21 protein-coding genes are annotated in these 21,621 nt (G+C 70.4%); 11 read left to right on the top strand and 10 right to left on the bottom strand.

What is annotated here, in order from left to right; translation table 11 throughout:
• Positions 1-1,830 (top strand): beta-galactosidase, encoded by a 1,830-nt coding sequence (locus ATK30_RS38825; RefSeq protein ID WP_208637736.1) that lies wholly within the window; start codon positions 1-3, stop codon positions 1,828-1,830.
• A 148-nt stretch (positions 1,831-1,978) separates the two neighbouring features.
• Here ATK30_RS38825 and ATK30_RS38830 read toward each other — a convergent pair whose 3' ends face one another.
• Positions 1,979-2,461, bottom strand: coding sequence for an Lrp/AsnC family transcriptional regulator (locus ATK30_RS38830; RefSeq protein ID WP_101439692.1), 483 nt, complete (start codon positions 2,459-2,461; stop codon positions 1,979-1,981).
• A 61-nt stretch (positions 2,462-2,522) separates the two neighbouring features.
• On the opposite strand from ATK30_RS38830, the gene ATK30_RS38835 reads away from it, so the two are divergent.
• Positions 2,523-3,539 carry a Glu/Leu/Phe/Val dehydrogenase dimerization domain-containing protein gene (locus ATK30_RS38835; protein WP_244194856.1) on the top strand — a complete coding sequence of 339 codons (1,017 nt, stop codon included), beginning with the start codon at positions 2,523-2,525 and terminating at the stop codon, positions 3,537-3,539.
• 68 nt (positions 3,540-3,607) lie between these two features.
• On the opposite strand, the gene ATK30_RS45465 is transcribed toward ATK30_RS38835, so the two are convergent.
• Entirely contained in the window at positions 3,608-3,763 is a 156-nt protein-coding gene (locus tag ATK30_RS45465) for a hypothetical protein (RefSeq protein WP_086024889.1), read from the bottom strand.
• Positions 3,764-4,114: 351 nt separating this feature from the next.
• Here ATK30_RS45465 and ATK30_RS38840 point away from each other — a divergent pair, with 351 nt between their 5' ends.
• Together ATK30_RS38840 and ATK30_RS38845 are read left to right on the top strand one after the other, a co-directional pair.
• Positions 4,115-4,486, top strand: coding sequence for an STAS domain-containing protein (locus ATK30_RS38840; protein ID WP_101439693.1), 372 nt, complete (start codon positions 4,115-4,117; stop codon positions 4,484-4,486).
• A 131-nt stretch (positions 4,487-4,617) separates the two neighbouring features.
• Entirely contained in the window at positions 4,618-5,580 is a 963-nt protein-coding gene (locus ATK30_RS38845) for a TIGR03557 family F420-dependent LLM class oxidoreductase (RefSeq protein ID WP_101439694.1), read from the top strand.
• A gap of 69 nt (positions 5,581-5,649) precedes the next feature.
• Here the strand turns inward: ATK30_RS38845 and ATK30_RS38850 are convergent, their stop codons facing one another.
• Positions 5,650-6,741 (bottom strand): Rv2629 family ribosome hibernation factor, encoded by a 1,092-nt coding sequence (locus ATK30_RS38850; protein WP_101439695.1) that lies wholly within the window; start codon positions 6,739-6,741, stop codon positions 5,650-5,652.
• 33 nt (positions 6,742-6,774) lie between these two features.
• The gene (locus ATK30_RS38855; RefSeq protein ID WP_101439696.1) at positions 6,775-8,067 is read right to left on the bottom strand and encodes an NAD(P)/FAD-dependent oxidoreductase; all 1,293 of its coding nucleotides are present in this window, start codon (positions 8,065-8,067) and stop codon (positions 6,775-6,777) included.
• A gap of 114 nt (positions 8,068-8,181) precedes the next feature.
• Between ATK30_RS38855 and ATK30_RS38860 the strand changes: the two genes are divergently transcribed.
• Both ATK30_RS38860 and ATK30_RS38865 read left to right on the top strand, forming a co-directional pair.
• Entirely contained in the window at positions 8,182-8,643 is a 462-nt protein-coding gene (locus ATK30_RS38860; protein WP_101439697.1) for an SRPBCC family protein, read from the top strand.
• Between the two features lie 137 nt (positions 8,644-8,780).
• Positions 8,781-9,287, top strand: coding sequence for a type 1 glutamine amidotransferase domain-containing protein (locus tag ATK30_RS38865; RefSeq protein ID WP_101439698.1), 507 nt, complete (start codon positions 8,781-8,783; stop codon positions 9,285-9,287).
• Between the two features lie 52 nt (positions 9,288-9,339).
• On the opposite strand, the gene ATK30_RS38870 is transcribed toward ATK30_RS38865, so the two are convergent.
• The gene (locus ATK30_RS38870) at positions 9,340-10,692 is read right to left on the bottom strand and encodes a cytochrome P450 (protein ID WP_101439699.1); all 1,353 of its coding nucleotides are present in this window, start codon (positions 10,690-10,692) and stop codon (positions 9,340-9,342) included.
• A gap of 307 nt (positions 10,693-10,999) precedes the next feature.
• Here ATK30_RS38870 and ATK30_RS38875 point away from each other — a divergent pair, with 307 nt between their 5' ends.
• The 3 genes from ATK30_RS38875 to ATK30_RS38890 all read left to right on the top strand — a co-directional run bounded on the left by ATK30_RS38875 (position 11,000) and on the right by ATK30_RS38890 (position 14,024).
• The gene (locus ATK30_RS38875) at positions 11,000-11,401 is read left to right on the top strand and encodes an STAS domain-containing protein (protein WP_101439700.1); all 402 of its coding nucleotides are present in this window, start codon (positions 11,000-11,002) and stop codon (positions 11,399-11,401) included.
• A 157-nt stretch (positions 11,402-11,558) separates the two neighbouring features.
• Positions 11,559-12,602, top strand: a complete 1,044-nt coding sequence (locus ATK30_RS38880; protein WP_244194857.1) for a GAF and ANTAR domain-containing protein — start codon at positions 11,559-11,561, stop codon at positions 12,600-12,602.
• A 501-nt stretch (positions 12,603-13,103) separates the two neighbouring features.
• A complete protein-coding gene (locus ATK30_RS38890; RefSeq protein ID WP_208637536.1) occupies positions 13,104-14,024 on the top strand; it encodes a universal stress protein in 921 nt (306 codons plus the stop codon).
• On the opposite strand, the gene ATK30_RS38895 is transcribed toward ATK30_RS38890, so the two are convergent.
• Together ATK30_RS38895 and ATK30_RS38900 are read right to left on the bottom strand one after the other, a co-directional pair.
• Positions 14,021-14,620: an endonuclease gene (locus ATK30_RS38895; RefSeq protein WP_101439701.1), complete on the bottom strand. Its 600-nt coding sequence runs from the start codon at positions 14,618-14,620 to the stop codon at positions 14,021-14,023. The genes ATK30_RS38890 and ATK30_RS38895 overlap by 4 nt on opposite strands.
• A gap of 34 nt (positions 14,621-14,654) precedes the next feature.
• Positions 14,655-15,089 carry a hypothetical protein gene (locus tag ATK30_RS38900; RefSeq protein ID WP_101439702.1) on the bottom strand — a complete coding sequence of 145 codons (435 nt, stop codon included), beginning with the start codon at positions 15,087-15,089 and terminating at the stop codon, positions 14,655-14,657.
• 135 nt (positions 15,090-15,224) lie between these two features.
• Between ATK30_RS38900 and ATK30_RS38905 the strand changes: the two genes are divergently transcribed.
• Positions 15,225-15,698: a hypothetical protein gene (locus ATK30_RS38905; protein WP_101439703.1), complete on the top strand. Its 474-nt coding sequence runs from the start codon at positions 15,225-15,227 to the stop codon at positions 15,696-15,698.
• Positions 15,699-15,788: 90 nt separating this feature from the next.
• Here the strand turns inward: ATK30_RS38905 and ATK30_RS38910 are convergent, their stop codons facing one another.
• Positions 15,789-18,344, bottom strand: a complete 2,556-nt coding sequence (locus ATK30_RS38910) for a polynucleotide kinase-phosphatase (RefSeq protein ID WP_101439704.1) — start codon at positions 18,342-18,344, stop codon at positions 15,789-15,791.
• A gap of 221 nt (positions 18,345-18,565) precedes the next feature.
• On the opposite strand from ATK30_RS38910, the gene ATK30_RS38915 reads away from it, so the two are divergent.
• On the top strand, positions 18,566-19,774 hold the full coding sequence (locus ATK30_RS38915) for an IS110 family RNA-guided transposase (RefSeq protein WP_101433892.1): 1,209 nt from the start codon (positions 18,566-18,568) through the stop codon (positions 19,772-19,774).
• An 8-nt stretch (positions 19,775-19,782) separates the two neighbouring features.
• Here ATK30_RS38915 and ATK30_RS38920 read toward each other — a convergent pair whose 3' ends face one another.
• Positions 19,783-20,901 carry a metallophosphoesterase family protein gene (locus tag ATK30_RS38920; protein WP_101439705.1) on the bottom strand — a complete coding sequence of 373 codons (1,119 nt, stop codon included), beginning with the start codon at positions 20,899-20,901 and terminating at the stop codon, positions 19,783-19,785.
• Between the two features lie 87 nt (positions 20,902-20,988).
• The gene (gene shbA / locus ATK30_RS38925; protein ID WP_101439706.1) at positions 20,989-21,561 is read right to left on the bottom strand and encodes an RNA polymerase sigma factor ShbA; all 573 of its coding nucleotides are present in this window, start codon (positions 21,559-21,561) and stop codon (positions 20,989-20,991) included.
• Positions 21,562-21,621: the final 60 nt, after the last annotated feature.

A 21,621-nucleotide genomic window follows, 5' to 3' on the forward strand; every position in this document is an offset into this window, starting at 1 on the left:
ATGAACGTGAGCAGGAGGAGTTTCCTCGGCGGAGCGGCCGCGGTCGCCGCGAGCACGGTGTTCGCCGGCCCGGCGGGCGCGGCCGGCCGCCGCGGGCTGAGCGTGTCCGGCGATCAGTTCTTGCTGGACGGCAAGCCGTTCCAGATCGTGTCCGGCGCGATCCACTACTTCCGGCTGCGCCCGGACCAGTGGCGCGACCGGCTGTCGCGGCTCAAGGCGCTGGGTCTCAACACCGTCGAAACCTACGTGGCCTGGAATTTCCACCAGCCGACCCCCGGCCGAGCCGATTTCCGCGGCCCCCGCGATCTCGCGGCGTTCATCCGGCTGGCGGGGGACCTCGGTTTCCAGGTGATCGTCCGCCCGAGCCCGTACATCTGCGCGGAATGGGAGTTCGGCGGCCTGCCCGCCTGGCTGCTCGCGGACCGGAACATGGAACTGCGCTGCGCCGATCCGGCTTACCTCAAGGCCGTCGACGCGTGGTACGACCAGCTGATCCCGCGGCTCGCCCCGCTCGAAGCACAGCACGGCGGGCCGATCGTGGCCATGCAGATCGAAAACGAATACGGCAGCTATGGCAACGACACCAGTTATCTCGCACATTTGCGGGACAGCCTGCGTTCCCGCAGAATAACCAGCCTTCTTTTCGTCGCCGACGGTGCTTCCGAATTCTTCATGCGCTTCGGTGAACTGCCGGGAACGCTGGAAGTCGGCACCGGCGACGGCGATCCCGCCCCGAGTATCGCCGCGCTGAAAGCTTTCCGTCCCGGGGCACCGGTCATGATGGCCGAATACTGGGACGGCTGGTTCGACCACTGGGGCGAGCCGCACCACACCACCGATCCGCAGCAAACCGCCGCGCACATCGACCAATTGCTGGCCACGGGTGCGTCCGTGAACCTGTACATGGCCTGCGGCGGCACCAACTACGGCTTCACTGCCGGCGCCAACACGTCCGGTGTGCAATACCAGCCCACCGTGACCAGCTACGACTACGATTCCCCGGTCGGCGAGGCTGGCGACGTCGGAGCGAAGTTCACCGCACTGCAGGCTGTGCTCACCAAGTACACGAAACAACCAGTCATCGCTCCGCCTGCTCGTTCGCCCCGCTTGCCCGCACAAACGGTCACTCCGTCCGGCACGGCGTCCCTTTTGGACTCGCTGTCCGCACTGTCCACGGTGGTCAAATCGGCGCAACCGGTTTCCATGGAACGGCTGGGCCAGGCGGCCGGCCTGATCCACTACCGCACGATCGTGCAAGGCCCGCATTCCGGCCCGCTGAGCATTCACGGCCTGGCGGACCGCGCCCTGGTGTTCGTCGACGGGGTGCACCTGGGCGTCCTGGACCGCAACCACCCGGACGCGACGCTGGACCTGAAGCTGGAGAAGCCTCGGACGCGGCTGGACTTCCTGGTCGACACCATGGGCCGGGTGAACTACGGCCCGTACCTGGCGGATCGCAAGGGCATCGACGGCTGGGTCGCGATGAACACCCAGCAGAAACTGTTCGGCTGGGAGATCCGCCCCTTGCCGCTGGACGACCTGTCCCGGCTGAGGTTTTCGTCCGCCTCGCCGGGCCCCGGGCCGGCCTTCCACCGCGCGACCGTGGCGATCGCCGAGCCAGCGGACGGTTTCGTCGCCCTGCCCGGCTGGGAGAAGGGCGTGGTGTGGCTGAACGGCTTCAACCTCGGACGGTATTGGAAGATCGGGCCGCAGAAGACGCTGTACGCGCCGAAGTCGTTGTGGCGGAAGGGGCAGAACGAACTGGTGGTGCTCGAAATGCATCAACCGGGGACCGCGATCGAGATCCGTCCGGAGGCAGATCTGGGCTGAAACCGGCGAAGATATCCGGCGACTGAAGGGTCGCTTAGGCTCACCGGCCGCTGGTGCGACGGCGAAAGCATGCAGTCGTCCGAGCGCCCCTGCCCGGGCCGGTCGATCGGGGCCGGATTCCAGTGCTCGTGACCGGCGCCCGTCCCGGTCACTGGTCCCCGGCGAGGTTCTCGATCGCCCGTTTCCGGCTGTGGTCGAACACGATCGAACTGCGGAACTGCACGACCTCCTTGCGGCTGCTGAGATCCTCGACGAGGAACGTGTGCAGCCGGGCGACGTCCGGAACCGCGACGTGCAGCAGGAAGTCGTCTCCGCCGGCGAGGACGAAGACGGCCATCACCTCCGGCATGGCGAGGGCGTCGCGGCGGAACCGGTCGATGATCGGCTGGCTGAGCGGACGGATCTGGGCGAACACCATGGCCTGCACCGACCTGCCCAGCGCGGGCAGGTCGACCTCGGCGTGGAACCCGGTCAGCACCTGGCGGGCCTGCAGCCTGCCGATCCGGTCGGAACAGGTCGACGCCGCGACGCCGACGCGGTCGGCCAGGTCGCGCATCGGGATGCGGGCGTCCTGCTGGAGTTCGTGGACGATGAGGCTGTCGATCCGATCCAGGTTCGGAAGTTCGGGCATCTGCCGAACATATCACTGTCTTCGACCCGGAGGGCACGTTCCACGAGGCAAGCTGAAGCCTGTGAACCGAACAGAGAGTTTCACTGGCGAAACACTGCAGGTCGTCCGGGGCGCCCGGTCGGGCGTCCCGATCGCCGTCGCGATCCACTCGACGGCGCGGGGTCCGGCGATCGGCGGGTGCCGGATCAAGCCGTATCGGTCGTGGCGGGACGGGGTGGACGACGCCCTGCGGTTGTCGGAGGCGATGACGATGAAGTGCGCGCTGGCCGGACTTCCGTACGGCGGCGGCAAAACCGTCGCGGCGCTGCCGGCGGAGGGGCTGGATCCGGTGCGACGGCCCGAGGTGATCGCCGACATCGCCGAGGCGATCGCCGCGCTGGGCGGGCGGTACCGCACGGGCCCGGACATCGGCTCCACGTCCGAGGACATGGCGGAGATCCACCGTCGCGCGCACGGCTGGGCGTTCTGCCGTCCCGAGGCACAAGGCGGCAGCGGAACATCGAGCGCGGCGACCGCGCGGGGCGTTGTGGCCGCGCTGCGGGCCGGTGTCGCGCCGGGTTCGGTCGCGGGGCTGCGCGTCGGCGTGATCGGATTCGGAAGCGTCGGACGGCTTGTCTGCCAGTCGCTGCTCGAGCGTGGCGCGAAGGTTGTCGTGACGGACGTCGACGCCGGGCTCCGGCCGGCCGCGGAGCGGCTCGGCGCCATCTGGACGACGGAAGATCTGGTGCGCGAGCCGTTGGATGTACTCGTGCCCGCCGCGACGGGCGGAGTGCTGACGGCCGAGTCGGCGGCGGCTTGCGGCGCGTCGCTGATCGTGGGACCGGCGAACAACCAGCTCGCTGCCGAGGAGGTCGCGACGGTGTTGCGGGACCGGGGAATCACGTGGATTCCCGATGTCGTCGCGAGCGCCGGCGGGATCATCCACGCCGTCGGACGCGAAGAACTCGGGATGGACGGGAAGGCGGCGAACGCGAAGATCGACGCGATCGGCGAGACGGTCGACGCGGTGCTGTCGCGCGCTCGGGAACGGGGGCTGACGACAGTGCGGGCCGCACGGGAACTCGTGGCTCTCGCCTGAAGGAAAATCAAGCCACGGCTCCGGGTCCCGGCCCGGAGCCGTGGCGTCCTTTTCCGTTTTTCGCGGGGTCAGTACCAATGCGCGCGGCCGCCGATGCGGCGTCCGGTCCCGCCGAGCACCGCCAGGATCGCGCCGATCACTACCAGGGCGATCCCGATGCTCCACAAAATCTGGATCGAGGTGATGAACCCGATCACGAGCAGAATGACGCCGAGAACAATCACGGGGAGAACCTCGTCTTTCTTCTCTCGGTGGGGACTAAGGCGTGCTTTCTCAGGAATACCCTCACTCGGTGGAGTGAAACATGGCTTCGGGAGGGAATTCCGCCGCGCGTATTCCCGCGGGCGGTGAATATGTCACCGCATTGGTCGGTTCGAAGGCAGGAATTCAGGCAAACGGCGCAAGGAAGCGCGGCGGCGGCGAGTCCGCCGGGAAACCGGACGAAGGGGACTGATGCCCGCCTGCCTGCGTCGGCGCGGCAGGACGTGCATCATGGGGTGGTGGCCGGATGCCCCGACCGCGTTTTTCCCGCCTGCCCGGCCAGGGCAGGGGCGACCGACGACGGGACCGTGACGATGGACGAGCCGACCGACCCCACCCCCGCCCCGGTGCCCGACTTCCGCGTCGTGCGGGAGGACCGGCCGCCGGCCGCGGTGCTGAGAGTGCACGGCGAGGTCGACATGGTCACCGCGCCGCTGCTGACCGCGGCGGTCGACGAGGTGCTCGCCGGGGCTCCGTCCGTGCTGGTGCTGGACCTCGCCGCGGTGGAATTCCTGGCTTCGGCCGGGCTGACCGCGCTGGTGACCCTGACCCAGCACCCGACGTCCGGAGCGAGCCTGCGGATCGTCGCCTCCGGACGGGCGACCGTGCGGCCCATCCAGCTCACCGGACTGGAGCGGACGTTGCCGCTGTACCCGACGGTCGAGGCGGCGCTGGCGGCTTCCTGACCTCGGGGGTCTGTTTCGGACGGACGGCACGGGTGAACCCGGCCCGGGCCGGGTAACCGGGCGGCGTAAGGAGTTCCGGGGCGGCCGCAGCGCTGGCGCCGCGAGAAGAACGCCCGTCGAACGGGGAGAACATGCGCATCGGCTACACCTTGATGACCGAACAGACCGGACCGCGCGAGCTCGTCAGCTGCGCGACTGCCGCGGAGCAGGCCGGCTTCGACTTCGCGGCCTGCAGCGACCACTATTCGCCGTGGCTGGCCGAACAGGGCCACGCACCGTACGCGTGGAGCGTGCTCGGCGCGGTGGCCCAGGCGACCGAGCAGATCGAACTCATGACGCTGGTGACCTGCCCGACCATGCGGTACCACCCCGTGGTGGTCGCGCAGAAGGCCTCGACAGTGCAGCTGCTGTCCGACGGCCGCTTCACGCTCGGGCTCGGAGCGGGGGAAAACCTGAACGAGCACGTCGTCGGCATGGGCTGGCCGTCGGTGTCGGTACGGCACGACCGGCTCGCCGAGGCTGTCCAGATCATCGGCGGCCTGTTCGACGGCGGCACGTTCACCTACACCGGACAGCACTACCGCGCGGACGGGGCGAAGCTGTGGGACCTGTCGCCGACCCGGGTGCCGATCGCGATCGCGGTGTCCGGTCCGAAATCGGTGAAGCGGTTCGCGCCGGTGGCCGACGCGATGGTCGCGGTCGAACCGAACTCGGAGCTGTGCACGCAATGGGACCACGAGCGGGTCGGGCCGCCGACGCGCAAGATCGGCCAGCTGCCGGTCAGCTGGGACCCGGACCGCGGGGCGGCGATCCGGCGGGCGCACGAGCAGTTCCGGTGGTTCGGCTCGGGCTGGCCGGTGAACGCCGAGCTGCCGGGAACGCAGGCGTTCGACGCGGCGACGCGGTACGTGCGCGAAGACGATGTGGCCGCGGGGATTCCGTGCGGCCCGGACGCGGGACCCATTGTGGACGCGGCGAAGCAGTTCGCGCAGGCCGGATTCACCGATCTGGCGTTGGTGCAGATCGGGGGCGCGGAGCACCAGCCGGAGTTCGTGAAGTTCGCGCAGCAGGAGTTGCTGCCCGCGTTGCGCTGAGCCTCCACTGTGGAGAGACGAAGCTGGGCCCGGGTGTCGAGGCACCCGGGCCCAGCCGTGCTTGCCCGGTCACGGATGCCGCAGCAGAGCCCCGAATCCGTCGGTCAGGTCAAGCCGCTCGTCCATCACCACGACGTCCGCGCCGACCGCGACCGCCGCGTACGGCAGGGCCTCGTCCGCCCGCCGACGGGCTGGTTCGTCCACGCCGAGCGCGTCCAGCCGGGACGGTGCCGCGCCGAGCTGAGTCGGTTCCGCGCCGGTGTACACGGTGGCCTCGCCGGAGTCCCCGACCAGCAGCGTCGCCACATTCGCCTCCGCGAGCGCCGCGGTGACGGCGGACAGCCCGCTGACCGCCAGCGCCGATTCGCGAGAGGCTTCGGCGCGGAAGCGTTCGGCCAGATCGTCGAGCTCGCGCAACCGTTGCCCGGTAAGCAGTTCGTGCACGGCACGGTCCAGCTCGGCCCGGTCCGCGCCGGCGGCGCGGCTGCCCGCGTCGACCTCCGCGGTGAGCGAGCGGGCCGGTTCGGGCAGCCGGTCGTGCAGTTCGGTGCGGGCCTGGACCTCACCGGCCAGGACGATCGCTCGCGGCCGCACCCGTTCTGCTGCCTTCGCGACGTGGTCGGCCACTTCCGCGAGGTTCTGGTGCGCGGTCTGCTCGGCGTGCGACTGGATGTCGCGGTGGGCCGGTCCGCCGCCGCGGACCTTGTGCACCGGATGCTCCTGCCCGCGCACGGTCTCGGTTTCCACACTGCCGTCCGGCCGGTGCACCTCGATGTCCGCGCCGGTCCGGTCGACGAGCACCACCAGGTGCGCGGGCGCTTCCTCGAGATGGCTCACGGTCGGCAGGAAATACGGCAGTTCGGAGTAACGGGCCTCCTGCGCGGGCGGCGGAGCCGCGAGCCGCCGGTCGAGCAGGACGGCGCCGTGCGCGGCGACGATCGTGCGTCCGGCCCGGCCGACCGGCGGAGCGCTTTCTTCCACCGCGCGCAGGACCGCTTCGACGCTCGGCCGGTCGGCGCCCTGGTCCTCGAGCGCGGCCTCGATCTCCTTGAGCCGCAACCGCAACTGCTTGGCCGCGTCCTCGGTGTCGTGCGATTCGTCGAAGTGCACCGAGACGAACGGCCCGTCCGTCAGCAGTGCGCGCAGTTCGTGTGTGTCCATTTCGGATTCTTCCTCCCGTGGTTCGGGACGGCCTCACCGGGTCCGCGGCAGCTCGGGCGAGGCGGTGTCCAGCGGCACCGCGCCGGAGCGGACGAGGCCGAGCTGGACGGTCTGCCGCCGGCCGACCTTCTCCAGCGCCCAGTCCGACGCCGTGCGCAGGCGGTTTCCCGGCAGGGACAGCAGGTGGTAGCCGCGGGTCACCAGACGGGCGGGAAGGCCGGCCAGCGGGACGTGCAGTGGGTTGGCCGCGCCCTGGCCCGACCCGAGGTCGACGGCGAAGCCGAGGTCGTGGTGCCGGTAGCGGCGCGCCCGGCCGACCCCTAGCGACGCGGCGACGTTGTTCCCGGCCAGTTTTCCTTGCCGCTGCGCGTGCTGCGCGGTCATCGGGGTGGTCTGGCCGGGACGGGTCAGGTCCGGCACCGCTGCCGCGTCGCCGCAGGCGAACACGTCGTCGCGGCCCGGCACGTTCAGCTCCGGCGTGACGACCAGCCGGCCCTTCACGGTTTCCAGCCCCAGGTCGGAGACCAGCGGATCGGGGCGGACGCCCACGCACCACACCAGCGTGTGGGTCGGCACCGCGTCTCCGGTGGTCAGCGTTACGCCTTCGACGTCCGCGCGGTCCACCGAGGTCTTCATCCGGACCTCGACGCCGCGTTCGCGCAGCACCCGGTCGGCGGTGGCGCCGAGCCGGGGATCCAGTTCGGGGAGCACGCGTTCGGCGATGTCCAGCAGCAGCCAGCGAATCGGCTGTCCCTCGAGTTCGGGGTGGCGGCGGGCGAGGGCCGCGGTGAATTCCGGGCCCTGCGCGGCGACCTCGGTCCCGGTGTAGCCCGCGCCGACGACGACGAACGTGCACCGTGCGTCGCGCTCGGCCTGGTCGTCGGTCGCGGCGGCCAGTTCGATCTGGCGGGTGACGTGGTCGCGCAGGTACAGGGCCTCGGGCAGGCCGCGGAAACCGTGCGCGCATTCGGCGACGCCGGGGATCGGCAGCAGCTTGTTGACGCTGCCCGCCGCGAGGACCAGCCGGTCGTAGTGCAGCTTTCCTTCGCGGTCCTCCGGGTCGGTGTAGGTCACGGTGCGGGTGTCGAAGTCGACCGACTCCGCGGTGCCCAGCACCAGCCGCACGCCGCGCAGAGTGTCCGGAATGGACACCGCGACATGCCGGGGGTCGACGATCCCGCTGGCCACCTCGGGCAGCAACGGCAGGTACAGGAAATAGTCGGTGGGGTTCAGCACGACGATCTCGGCGCGGTCGCCGAGGGTCCGCAGCAGTTTCTGGGCCGCGTGGTATCCGGCGAACCCGCCGCCGACGATCACGACTCGCATGGGCGCCTCCTTTCCGTGGAACGGGTACCCGGAGCGCGGCCGCGCAATCGCGCCGGTTTCGCCCCGTCGCGTCCCGGGCACCCGGGTCCGGTACCCGGTGGCGAGGAGGAGCGGATGAGCAGCACGATCACCGAAATCGTGGACGTCGACGTCCCGGTGTCGACCGCGTACAACCAGTGGACGCAGTTCGAATCGTTCCCCGAGTTCATGGAGGGCGTGGAGGAGATCCGCCAGCTCGACGCCACGCATACGCACTGGGTCACCCGTTTCGGCGGCGTCGGCCGGGAGTTCGACGCGACCATCACCGAACAGCATCCGGACGAACGGGTCGCGTGGCGCTCGGAATCGGGGCCGGACCACGCCGGGGTGATCACGTTCCGCCGGCTGGCGGACACCAAGACCCGGGTCACCGCGCGGATGGAGATCGACCCCGAAGGGTTCGCGGAGAACGCCGCCGACAAGCTCGGCATCCTGGACCGGCGGGTGAAGGGGGACATGCTGCGGTTCAAGCAGTTCATCGAACAGCGCAGGCGCGAAACGGGTTCGTGGCGCGGCGAGGTCGAGCGGCCCGGCTGACCGCGTTCTCCTCGGGGTTCCGCACGGGGTTTCGCGGAACCCCGAGGTGCTGCCGTGGGACGCCGCACCGGCGGGCATGGCCCGGCCGGACGCCGGGTAACCGGACCGGAGCGAACCCGTGCAGAGAGGAGAACAGCATGGCCCGCGTGGCAGTGCTCGTGGACGAAATGACCGAGGACGACGAATTCCGGGTGCCGTGCGAGCGGTTGCGTTCCGCGGGGCACGAACCGGTGGTGGTCGGCTTGGCGAAGGGCAAGAAGCTCACCGCTTTGCACGGCACCGAAATCACGACCGACCAGGCCGTGGACGATGTGCGCGCGGCCGACTTCGACGCGGTCGTGGTGCCCGGCGGGTACTCGCCGGACAAGATCCGCACCAGCGAGCCGATGGTGGCGCTGGTCCGGGAAACGGCCGCCGCGGGGAAGCCGGTCGCCGCCGTGTGCCACGGTCCTTGGCTGCTCGCCGAGTCCGGGCTGGCTCGCGGCCGGACGGTGACGTCGTGGCCGTCGCTGCGGACCGACCTCCGCAACGCCGGCGCGGAGTGGGTCGACCGCGAGGTGGTCACCGACGACGGGGTGATCACGTCGCGCAATCCGAACGATCTGCCCGCGTTCTGCGACGCGTTGCTCGAGCGGCTGAAGTAAGGCTCCCCGCGGCGGGCAGCCACGGTCGGTGGCTGCCCGCCGGGCCCAAGCCTTAGGAGAGCGCGAACCGGATGCCGAAGTGGTTGAGCGTCGCGGGCAGCCGTCCCGGCTGCAGGTCGGCGGCGGTGCCTCGCGGCGCGAAACCGGCTTGCTGCAGGAGCGCGGCGAGCAGCGTCGAAGCCGTGAAGAGCACGACGTCGCGGCCCGGGCACACGCCGGGTCCAGCGCTGAACGGAACGAGCGCTGGGTTGGCCTCGGCCCGGCCGTCCAGCCAGATGTCCGGGACGAAGGAATCCGCGTACGGCAACGTTTCCGGGTCGCGGTGGAAGAACGGCGTGTAGATCAGGAACGACGTTCCCGCGGGTCCCCAAGCGGTGTCCTCCGTGCTTTCCCGCAGCAGAGCGGGCGTCGTCGGCCAGAGGCGGATGGATTCCAGAACGCAAGCGCGCAGGTACGGAAGCTGCTGCGGCTTCGAGAGATCCGCTTCACTGACTTCGCGGCGTGCGGCGGCCAGCTCGTCGGGATGTGTGGCGAGCAGGGCGAGTGCACGGAGGGTCGCGATGGCGGCGGCGTCGAAGGCGAACAGCCAGTGCGGCACCTGGCCGGTCGGGTCGACGTCCGGGCCGGCTGGTTGTTTCGCCATCGCCGCGCCGAGGCTGCCGGGGCGGTCCAGGCCGAGCTGCCGGTCGAGCAGAGACTGGAACTGGCGGCGCTGTTCCTCCCGGCGCGGGTGCGCGAACGCCCAGTTCGCGTCGAGCCGCAACTGGTCGAGAAGATCGGTGACGCGGCGGTCGGCTGTGGTGTCGCCGCCGAGCACGATCTTGCGGATGATCGTCCAGAAGTGCTCGGTGAACTGCGTCGCGTCGAGGTCGGGGAACCCGGAAAGCATTTCGTGCGCCTCGGTGCGGATGGTTTCCGCCCAGGAGCCGGCGAGTTCGTGCGCTGCGCGGCCGGGTTCGAGGACGGTTTCGTTGAGTTTCCGCCGCCGGGTGCGCGTGGCTCCGCCAGAGATCAGGACGCCGTGCGGCTGGAAATGGCGCAGTGCGGCGTCTTTTTCGGCGGTGTCCGGACTGAAGGGCGTCGGCGTGCCGGCCAGCAGCGCGCCGACGTGGTTCGGTTCGAGCACCAGCCGGAACGACCGGCCGGGAACCGGCAGGACGAGCGGACCGGGTCCGTAGCGCTCGCGCAGATCGCGCAGCAGGCGGATGCCCGAGCGGTCGACGCGCAGTTTCTGCGCCGCGGCCATCGCGCGGGGACGGCGTTTGATCAATCCGATGCCGACCGTGGGGGCGACCACCCGCGCGACGACGCGGCCCGAGTCGCGGACCGACGCCCGCTGCGGGCGGATGTCGGCCGGGGGCAGTGCGGACAAATCCGGGCTCGCGGTCGCGTGGGTAGTCGCCATGCTGTTCGATTACCCGGGCCGGTCCGGGTGAAACCTCCGGGCCGCGCGGCGGGGGTCTCGTGTCCATTGTGGACTGTCGGAAAAACCAGGTGCGGAACGGTTCTGGCGGCGAGCGCACGGTCCGGATCGTCCACAGTGCTCGCGGCGGGACCGAAGCTCGGACTGGTCGCGGGCAGTGCGCTGGGGTACGGTCGGGGCAGGAGCGGTTCAGCCCACGTGCCGTCGCCTGACCCGATGCGGCCCGCTTTCCGGGCCCAGGGCCGGGCCGCACGTTCCGGCCCGGCCTCGCGTATGCGAGGAGGGCTCCATGCACGAAACGCTTGCTTACTTGCCGGGAGCACCGGCGAGAATCCTGATTACCGCGACCGCGGACGAAACCGTCGTCGCGTTATCCGCGGAACTGGACCGGCGCTCCACCGCCCGGCTGGGCGACGTCCTCGCCGAGGAGACAGCGCTGGGCCCGCCGGTCTTGATCGTCGACCTTTCCGGCCTGACGTTCTGCTCGGTCAGCGGACTGGAAGTGCTCACCGACGCCGCGCGCGCGGCCGCCGCGGCGGGCGTCGAGTTCGTCGTCGTGGCCGCGCAGCGCGCTGTCCTGCGGCCGTTGCGCGTTCTCAGGCTCGACCGGGAGCTGAGGGTGGCCGGATGCCTTGCCGAGGCCGTCGAAGGGAGTGCCGCCGCGCGGACGCTGGCGACTGAGGTCGGTTGACCGCCCTGGTCAGGTCCGGCCCCCGGGTTTTCCGGCGGGCCGGGCCCAGCCGTCCCCCGCGAGCTGGGCGGAACCGCGAGGGGGCTCTGCCGCCCGTCCGGGATCCGGGTATTTTGGCAGGAGCTTCGGGACAGTCCGGGCTGGCGGGGAGGGCAAGGTGGAAGGCAGTGGCGGCGGGACGGTCGATTACTCGGCCGTGGTGCGGCTGAGCGGCGACCCGGCCGGGTTGCGCGGCGAGGTGGGCGAGGTCCTGGCCGCGGAGCCGCGGATGGTGGTCTTCGAGCTGAGCGAGCTGACCTCCTTCTCTCGGGAAGACCTCGCTGCGCTGCGCGAGACCGCCCAGCCGAGCGAAGCGGTGTTCGCCTGCCGGGAGGGCGCCGTGGCCCGCCAGGTGCTCGAAAAGGAGGGGGTCCCGGTCTCCGATTCGGCGTCCGCGGCCCTGGCCCTCGAAGACGAATCGCTGCGGCCGTCCGGCGAGCAGTTCCGGTCGCTCACCGAGATGCTGCTGGCCGCACCGACGGTCGGCGACGTCCTGCAGGTGATCGTGGACGGGACCGCGTCGCTGGTGCCCGCCGCCGAACTGGTGTCGATCACGCTGCGCGGGCCGGACGGCGACTTCCACACCGCCGCCTACACCGACGAGAAGGCCGCCGAACTGGACCAGCTGCAGTACAAGCTCGGCGAGGGCCCGTGCCACGACGCCGCGCTGCCGGACCGGCCCGAATTCCTCGAAGCACCTGACTTGCGCGAGGACGAACAGTGGCCGCGCTGGTCCCCGGCGGTCGCGGAGCTGGGCTGGCGTTCGGTGCTGGCGACCGCGCTGGTCGACGTGTCGCGGTTCTCCGGCGCGCTCAACCTCTACTCCCGCGCCCCGGGCGGACTGGCCGACGCCGACCGCGACGTCGTGCAGCTCCTGGCCAGCCACGCAACCCTCGCGGTCGCCGAAACGGACGCGGTGACGCGCAGCGAGCTGAACCAGGCCCAGCTGCGGCAGGCCCTGGACAGCCGGGACGTGATCGGCCAGGCCAAGGGCATCATCATGGCGCGCCGGGGGCTGGACGCGGACGAGGCGTTCGACCTGCTGCGCCGCACTTCGCAGCAGCTGAACGTGAAGCTGGTGCACCTGGCCGGGACGCTCGCGTCCCGGCACGTCGAGCTGGACGGACCGGTTTCGGAGATGGGCGAGCCGGACCCGGTGTGACGGCGGGAGCGTTCCCGCCGCGTTGCTCGCGACGGCGGGCCGAGGCCGAGCGTGCCCGGGCGGGGTGCGCTGGTTTTGCCTGGTCGGCAGCGGTGGTGCGATACGGAGCACGGGCTCGGTTTCGTTGCGGCACCCCACGGGCGGACCCGCGATCCCGACGTGTCCGGCACTGGCCGGCGGGGTAGCCGGGTACGGAGGACTCGAGCCGACTGAGGAAGGAGCCCGTCATGGTGCACCCCGTGCCGCCTGGACCGGAGCCCGTCCCGTCGCCGCCGGAGCCGGTGCCGCCGTTCCCGCCGGAGCCCGCCCCGCCGCCGCGTCCGGGGCCGGGTCCGCTGCCTCCGCCGGAGCCGCCCGTCCCGCCCGAACCGCGCTGACCGCGCTGACCGCGCTGACCGCGCTGACCGCGCCGACAGTGCTGACCGCGTCGCCGCGCCCGATTGCCGCGCGAGGCGACCGGGTACCTCCCGGGAAAGCGCCGAACGCGAACGGAGGCCGGCGATGGACGAAGCGAACCAGGCCGAGCCGGGAGTCGTGGTCGGGGACGACGGTTCCGAGGGCGCCCGCCTGGCCGTCGACTGGGCCGCCGCCGAGGCGGAGGCGCTCGGGACATGCCTGGTCGTCGTGCGGACGATGACGTTGCCGATGCCGAACGTGGACTTCGTACCCGGGGTGATCACCCCGGTCACGGGCGAGATCGTGCCCGATCAGTCCGTGGTGGACTACGCGGAGAAGGAGCTGGCCGAGGTCGCCGCCGAGGTCGGCCGGAAGCGGCCTGGGCTGCCGGTGCGCACCCGGGTGCGGTTCGGGCGGGCGAGCTGGGAGCTGGCGGACATCGGGCGGCGGGCGGAGCTGATCGTGGTCGGCGCGTCGGGGCGCGGCGCACTGCCCCGGCTGCTGCTCGGGTCGACGGCCTCGCAGGTAGTGCACACGAGCGCGCGTCCGGTCGTCGTGGTGCGTGCGGCGGCGGAGAAAGCCCGGCGGGTCGTCGTCGGGGTGGACGGGTCGCCGGCCAGCGTCGCGGCGGTGCGGTACGCGTACGACTTCGCCGACCGGCACGGCTGCACCCTGCACGCGGTGCACGTGTGGTCGGAGCCGCCGGAGGACGTCTTCGGCCCGGCCCGCTCCGGCGGCGAGGGGCAGCAGAGCCCGCAGGACGAGGGCGAGCGGCTGCTCGCGGAATCGCTGACGGGTCTCGCCGAGCGGCATCCGGACGTCGTGGTGCACCGGGAGGTCGCGCTCGGAAGCGTGGCCGAGGTCCTGCTGGACCACGCGGAAGCGGCGACGCTGCTGGTGGTCGGCGGCCATGGGCGCGGTGCGTTGCGGGGTGCGTTCCTCGGTTCGGTGAGCCATGCGATGGCCTATCACGCGCCGTGTCCGGTCGCGATCGTGCGGGAGGGCGTCGAGGAACACCCGGGTTAGCGCTGCAGACTCCGCCGAACGAGCGCCGCCGCCAGCCGGGCCTCGTCCCCGGGCACCAGCTTCGCCAGGCGTTTCGGGTCGGTGGGCAGACCGGCTTTCTTCGCGCCGTCCAAGGCTTTGCGGTCGAAGTACGGACGCAGCCACGGCCACACCGCCTGTGCCTCGCGGCAAAAGATCTGCGCCCCGGTCGGGCCGATCCGGGGGAACTCGGTGATGAGCTTCTCGAGCCGCTGCGGATCGCCGTCCGCGGCGTCGGCCATGCGGCGCAGGTCGTCGCGGTACTGGTCGCGGATGAACTCGGCACCTTCGCCGAGGTGCTGCGCGGTGCTTTCGTCATACCGGACGTAGTGCGCGCGGCCGAGTGCGTCAACACGTTGCTGCCACGTCGAATCGCGCATCGCCGCGGGGGAGCGCCAGCCCGAACGCGAGAGCTCGCGCGCGGCGGCGACGGCGATGTCGGCGCTGATCCGCGTCGACAGCAATGTGGTGAGCACCAGCAACCGGTACAGCGGCTGCGGTTTGTCGGCCAGCTTGATCCCGGCTTCCTCGGCGAACGTCGTGCCGTGCTCGGCGAGGAGTTCGTCCACTCGGCGCATACGGCCTGGATTCCCGTTCGGGCAGAAGCGAAACTCAGGGCTCTTCGGGGAACGGCTCCATGGCGAATTCGACGCACAGCCGCCAGCCGTCCGCGCCGGGCGCGGGTTCGGTCCAGGCGTCGAGCGAATCGGTCACCGCGCGCAGGATGTGCCAGCCGACCTCGTCCGGCCCGGGAGGGAACGCCCAGGACGAGGTGGTGGCGACGGTGACCGTCATCCGGCCGGAGCAGCGGAACGAGCACTCCAGCACCGCGCCGTCGTCCGCCCGGCGCGCCTGTGCCGCGACCGCCTCCTCCACCGCCAGCCGGAGATCGGCCACCTCGTCGAGGGTGAACTCCGCGGAGCCCGCGATGTCTTCGGCCACCAGCCGGGCCAGGAACAGCAGTTGCCCGTTCGCCGGCAGGCGCAGCTCGACCAAGGGCGCGGCCGCGGTCAGCACATCCGTTCCGTCCGCATCGCGCTGAAGCATGTCCTCCGGGTTACCCCGCCCGGCGGCGGGCCAATCACCGCCGGACGTGCCGGGGAGCACCCGAACGGCCCGTTTCCGGGACGGCACGACGGGTAACCGGGGGACCGGAGCACGGCAGGGAAAGGAGCACCCGGCATGAGCACCAACGCATACCTCTCGTTCCTCGCGATCGGGATAGCGCTGGTCCTGGTGGACGGCCAGATCATCTACCGCAGCGGCCGCCGCTACCTCGCGAACGCCTACGGGGACCCTGGAGCCGGCGCCTCGATGACCCGGCTGGTGACCGTGTTGTTCCACCTGGGGACCTTGGGCATCCTGGCCCTGATCTCGACCGTCGACATCGGCGGGAGCGACCTGCCGGGCGTCGTCGGACGCCTCGGCGTGCTGCTGCTGATCCTGGCGCTGGCCCACGCGGCGACGCTGGGCGCGCTGGCCCGGATCCGCGGCGAGCAGGACGTGGCCGACGCGATCGCGCATCGCGACGAGCGGGTGGCGCGCCGGGCGGAGGCGGATCTGCAGGCTCCGACAGTCACGCCGGTTCCGGGCCAGGAGGGCAGGCATCCGGACGTGAGCCCGTCGTTGGAGCAGCGGTCGCCGTATACCGCCTGACGGATCGGAACCGGTGCGCTTCCGCGGTGTCCGCACTGCGGAAGCGCACCGGTTCTCTGTATGCGGCCTGGATCTCGCCGGTACGACTGTCTACAAGCGAGGGTCGACCGGCTCGGATTCCAGTGCCAGCACGGCGAAAACGCATTCGTGCACGCGCCACGTCGGCTCGTCGCGGGCGAGCCGGTCCAGTGCTTCGAGGCCGAGGCCGTACTCTCGCAGCGCCAGCGAGCGCTTGTGGCCGAGTCCTCGCTGCCGCAGCCGGGACAGGTGGCGCTCCTCGGTGTAGTCGGGGCCGTAGATGATCCGCAAGTACTCCCGTCCGCGGACCTTCAGCCCCGGCTGCACCAGCCCGCGCGAGCCGCGGACCAGGTTGGCGGCCGGTTTGACGACCATGCCCTCGCCGCCCCGCGCGGTCAGCTCGGTCCACCAGTCGACCGCCGCCGCGACCGAGGCGGGGTCGGTGGTGTCGACCGGCAGTCGTCCGGTCGGGGCGAGGAAGCCGTCGCTGCTTTCGACGAGCCGGTCCGCCAGCGCGAGGTGCCAATCGTGGGGTCGCTGGTGATGGGCCTTGCCCGCGGACGCCAGCACCTGGAAGGGCGCGAAGCGTACGCCGTCGAGGCCGTCGGTCGGCCAGCAATAGCGGCGGTACGACTGGGCGAACGCGTCGGCGTTGGCCGCGCGGGAACGGGTGCGTTCCAGCAAGGCCGAGACGTCGAGGCCGGACTCGTCCGCGGCGGCCAGCGCGGTGGCGGCAGCCGGGAGCGCCGAGCGGGCAGCAGCGCCGACCGCGGCGTATTGCTCGCGGAGCAACTGCTCGGCCTTCACGCTCCACGGCAACAGTTCTCCGTCGAGCAGCAGCCAGTCTGAGCCGAGTTCGTCGAACAAGCCAGCCTTCTCCGCGGCCGCGCGAATTCGCTCGACCGCTTCGGCCGTCAGCGTTTCGGTGAAGAAATGCCGTCCAGTACGCGTCCAGACGGCGCCGAGTGCGTCGCCGGGTGCGCCGAAACGCGCCCGGGCGGCGTCGAGCGACCGGCAGACGAGCGCGACCGCGCGCGAACCCATGTGCTTTTCCTCGCACACCACGGAATCCACGCCCTCCGCGCGGAAGTACTCGAACGCCTGGTCCGGGTGTTCCAGCAGCCCCTCGGCCGTCGCGGTGGCGACCGGCGACATGGTCGGCGGCAGATAGACCAGCCAGCGCGGGTCGATCGCGAAGCGCGACATCACCTCCAGCGCCGCGGCCGCGTTCTCCTCCCGGACGCCGATCCGCTTCTGGTAAGCGGTCTCGATCACCCGGCGGCCCAGGACGTCGGTGACGTCGAGAACTCCCGGGTCCCGGCGCGCGACGGGTTCGGCGGCCGCCGGGTTGGCGGGGAACGGTTTCGCGGGCTCGTAGTAGACCTCGGCCGCCGGGACGGAGACGATCTCCTTTTCCGGATACCGCAACGCCGTGAGCGCTCCGCCGAACACGCAGCCGGTGTCCAGGCACAGGGTGTTGTTCACCCATTCCGGCGTGGGCACCGGGGTGTGGCCGTAGACGACCATCGCGCGGCCGCGGTACTCGTTGGCCCACGGATAGCGCACCGGCAGGCCGAACTCGTCGGTCTCGCCGGTGCTCTCCCCGTACATGCAGAAGCTCCGTACCCGGCCGGACGCGCGGCCCTGAAAGCGTTCGGTGATCCCCGCGTGCGCGACGACCAGCTTTCCGCCGTCCAGGACGTAGTGGCTGATCAGGCCGTCCATGAATTCCTGCGCCTCAGCCTGGAATTCGGCTGTCTCGGCCTCGAGCTGCGCCAGCGACTCCGCGAGTCCGTGCGTGACCTGCACATTCCGGCCGCGCAGCGCACGCAGCAGCTTGTGCTCGTGATTTCCGGTGACGCAGAAGGCATTTCCCGCGCGCACCATGCCCATGACGAGCCGCAGCACGCCCGGCGTGTCCGGGCCGCGGTCGACGAGATCGCCGACGAACACCGCCCGTCGTTCCGGATGCTGAGCCCCGATCGCGCGGCCCTGGCCGTCGCGCTCGAGGGCGTAGCCGAGTTCGGCGAGCAGCGCTTCGAGTTCGGCGCGGCAGCCGTGGATGTCGCCGACGATGTCGAACGGCCCGGTCACGTGCCGCAAGTCGTTGTACAGCGGGACGCGCGTGATCGCCGCTTCGGAGATCTCCTCCGGGGTGCGCAGCACGTGCACCGTCCGGAAGCCCTCCTTCCGCAGGCTGCGCAACCCGCGGCGCAGCTGGTCTCGCTGCCGCCGGATCACCTGCGCGCCGAAGTTCCGGTCCGCGCGTTCGGCATTGCGCGCGACGCACAGCGATTCCGGCGGGTCCAGCACGATCGCCACCGGCAGCACGTCGTGCTCCTTGGCCAGCGCGACCAGCGATTTGCGGGAGTCTGGCTGCACGTTGGTCGCGTCGACCACGGTCAGCCGTCCGGCGGCGAGCCGTTTGCCGACGATGTAGTTCAGGACGTCGAACGCGTCCTTGGTCGCCGACTGGTCGTTCTCGTCGTCGGACACCAGCCCCCGGCAGAAGTCCGACGAAATCACCTCGGTCGGCTTGAACTGCGCGCGGCCGAACGTCGATTTGCCGGACCCGCTCGCGCCGACCAGCACGACGAGGCACAGATCGGGGATCTCGAGGACACTCATGCCGCCCTACCTTTCAGGGATGTCCGCGGTCCGCGAGGATCGGCGGATGCAGGTGGAGCGGGTATGGCTTTCATGCCTGCTGCCGGTGATGGTTCAGAGTGCTGTGCCGCCCGCTCCACCACCTGGTTCTGACCGCTGATTAGGCACTGCGAACCATCGCTATGTAGGGCGTTGACGGCGGAATCGGGACGCACCACACCGTGTGATCGACCGGAGGTTCGATGGCAGTAAAAGCAGGCATCGATGTCGCCAAGGAGTTCCACTGGGTCGCGATCGTCGCCGCCGAGACCGGGAAAGTCCTGCTCTCCCGGCGCGTCGACAACGACCCGGACAGCATCGACGCCCTGATCGCCCAGCTGCGCCAGGCCGAAGCCGAGCACGGCGAGCTCACCGCCGCGATCGACCTGATGGGCGGAGTGGCCAGCTTGCTGACCGCCATGCTGCTGGAGGCAGGTGTCCGCCTGGTCCACGTCCCGGGCCTGGTGGTCAACCGAGCCCGCCGCGCCAGCAAGGGCGGCGAAGCCAAATCCGATCCCCGCGACGCGGCCACCATCGCCGACCAGCTGCGCCTGCGCGACGACTGGCGCATCGTCACCGCCGAGGACGACATCACCCTCGACCTGCGGATGCTGGTCTCCCGACGCCGTGAACTCGTCATCGATCAGACCCGCCGCCTCAACCGGCTGCGCGAAACCCTGGCCGGGTTCTTCCCCGGCCTGGAACGCGTCGTGGACGTGACCAACCTCAGCGACCTGCGGCTTCTGGTCCGCTTCGTCACACCGGAAGAGGTCCGCGAAGCCGGACGCGACGGCCTGATCGATCACATGCTGGCCGCGGGCGTCCGCCGCAGCTATGCCGAACCCTTGGCAGGCAAGGCGATTGCGGCCGCTCAGGCCCAGCATGTGATCGTTCCCGGGCAGAAGCGCATGGCCGAGTTCGCCCGCGAGTTCGCCACCGACGCGATCGCGGCCCGGCACCGCATCGGCGAACTGGAGAACCAGATCGCCGACGGGCTCGACCGCCACCCTGACGCGGCCCTCGTCCGAAGCCTGCCGGGGATGGGGGCCACCCTGACCGCGGAATTCCTCGCGGAGGCAGGAAACCTGGACCGCTTCGCCAGCGCCGATCAGCTCGCTTCGGCCGCCGGCCTCGCGCCGGTCCTGCAGCAGTCCGGGAAGATGAACTACCTGCGGCGAGCCACCGCCGGCAGCAAACACCTGAAGTTCATCTTCTACCAGTCCGCGTTCTGCGCGATCCGCACCGACCCACTCAGCAAAGCTTTCTACCAGCGCAAACGCGCCGAAGGGAAGCGCCATCACCAGGCACTGATCGCGCTGGCCCGACGACGCATCAACGTCCTCTACGCGCTCCTGCGCACCCGCCAGCCTTACCAGGCCGACTACCGACACACCACGGCTACCGCTGCTTGACATAAACATTAGGCAGCGCTCCTGGCGAGTCGGTAGAGCAAGCTGAGTGCGTCTTGGGCGGCCGGGTCGCCGGCCGCTGCCCCGACGAGTTCCTGCGCGGCGGCCGCGACGAAGCCGGACAGTCCGAGGTCGGTGAAGTCGTGATCGTCGGGGAGCACTGCGAGATCCGAACGCCTGCTGGACACATTGAGCGCGGCGAAGACGTCGGAATGCGTGTCGGTGATTTCGTCGAGCCGTGCCTTGTCGGCGACGCTGATGCTGCCGACCAAGCCCAGCTTCAGGACGGTGCGGTCCTTGTTCGGCAGGTCGTGCAACCAGCGGTCGAATTCCTCGACGTCGGCGGCACGGTTGAGGTGGCGTTCGGCGGCGATGAACGACCAGGTGCCTACGCGGTGGTGCGTCACCCGGGCCTCCAGGTCGCGATCGAGGTCGACCACGAGGACGTTCCCCGGGTCGGTTTCGATGAAGTCGGTGACCTCGGGCGCACCGGAGTACCAGATCGCCCTGCCGGCGACCTGCGTCGTCGAGTGCCGGTCGCCCAATGCCACATAGTGAATCCGCCCGTCGGCCAACGCGTCGGACAGCGTGCCGGTACGGATCGTCGCCGGATTGCCCGGGTCCGGGCTGAGGGTGTCGACTGCACCGTGCCCGACGAGAATCCGTTGCACGCCAGGGTTCGGCACCAGCGCCCGGCATTGGTCACCGGGCAGGTCGGTGAGCGGATGCTTGACGTTGAGCGGTGCCGCGACCAGCTCGATTCCCGGCGCGATCTCGTGCACGCCTGGTTCGGCCAGCACGTGGACGTGGTCCGGGCAGCGGTGCTTGAACGCCGCTGAGCGATAGACCGAGCCGGCGTCGATCGTGTCGTGGTTGCCGGGCAACAAGTACACCGGGACGGGAATCGACGCCATCGCTTCAAGCGCCCGTCCCACGACCTGGGGATGCAGCTGGTTCGCTTCGAACACGTCGCCGCAGACGACGACGAAATCGCAATGCTGCTCGGCCGCGAGGTCGCCGATCGCCCGGACTGCCGCGAGCCGCGCGTCGGAGAACCGGGCTTGTGCCTCCGGTGACAGGAAATGCCTGGTCATGCCCAGCTGCCAGTCAGCTGTGTGCAGGAAACGCATCGAATCCTCTTTTCGGTCAGTGCCTCTTCGACCCTCTCGCTGGCCGGTTGAGCCAGAAGCCTCTGGAGCCGTTGGCTCGGTGTGTGGTCATTGCTGGCCGGTCAGCCGGCGCCGGAGCTTGTCCAGGGCACGGTGTTGGGCGACCCGCACAGCACCGGGAGTGGACGACAGGAGTTCGGCGGTCTTCTCAGAGCTCATTTCGCCGATGACCCGGTGTACGAGAATTTCTTGTTGCGTGTCCGGCAAGGTCCCGAGGAGCTCGCGCACCATGTGCCGCAGCTCTGCGTCCAGCAGGGCCTGTTCCGGACCGCTGTCGGCATCCGCCCGTTCGGGCACGTCGGTCACGGCCGTGGAGAGGTCGCGTTGCTGTTTGCGATGGAAATCCACGACCTTGTGGGCCGCGATACCGAACACGAAGGCGAGGAAGCTCCGGCCGGTGTCTCGGTAGGACGGGAGCGCCGTGAACACTCCGGTCAGCACGTCCTGGGCGACGTCGTCGGCCGAGGCGTAGCCCGGGCGCGAACCGATCCGCGCCCGGCAGTACCGGATCACTCTCGGCTGGATAGCAGTGAGCACCGCTGCGATCGCATCGCGATCTCCTTCACCCGCCGCCTTGGCGACCGACTTAAGGTCGATGCCGTGCTCTGTGCAGGGGGTCATGGCTGCGCCTCACTGTGAGAAACATTCCGTCCGGCTGTTGACTCAACTACGATAAGCCAT

Origin of the sequence: Amycolatopsis echigonensis (genome assembly GCF_002846615.1) — a bacterium.
Lineage (GTDB): Bacteria > Actinomycetota > Actinomycetes > Mycobacteriales > Pseudonocardiaceae > Amycolatopsis > Amycolatopsis echigonensis.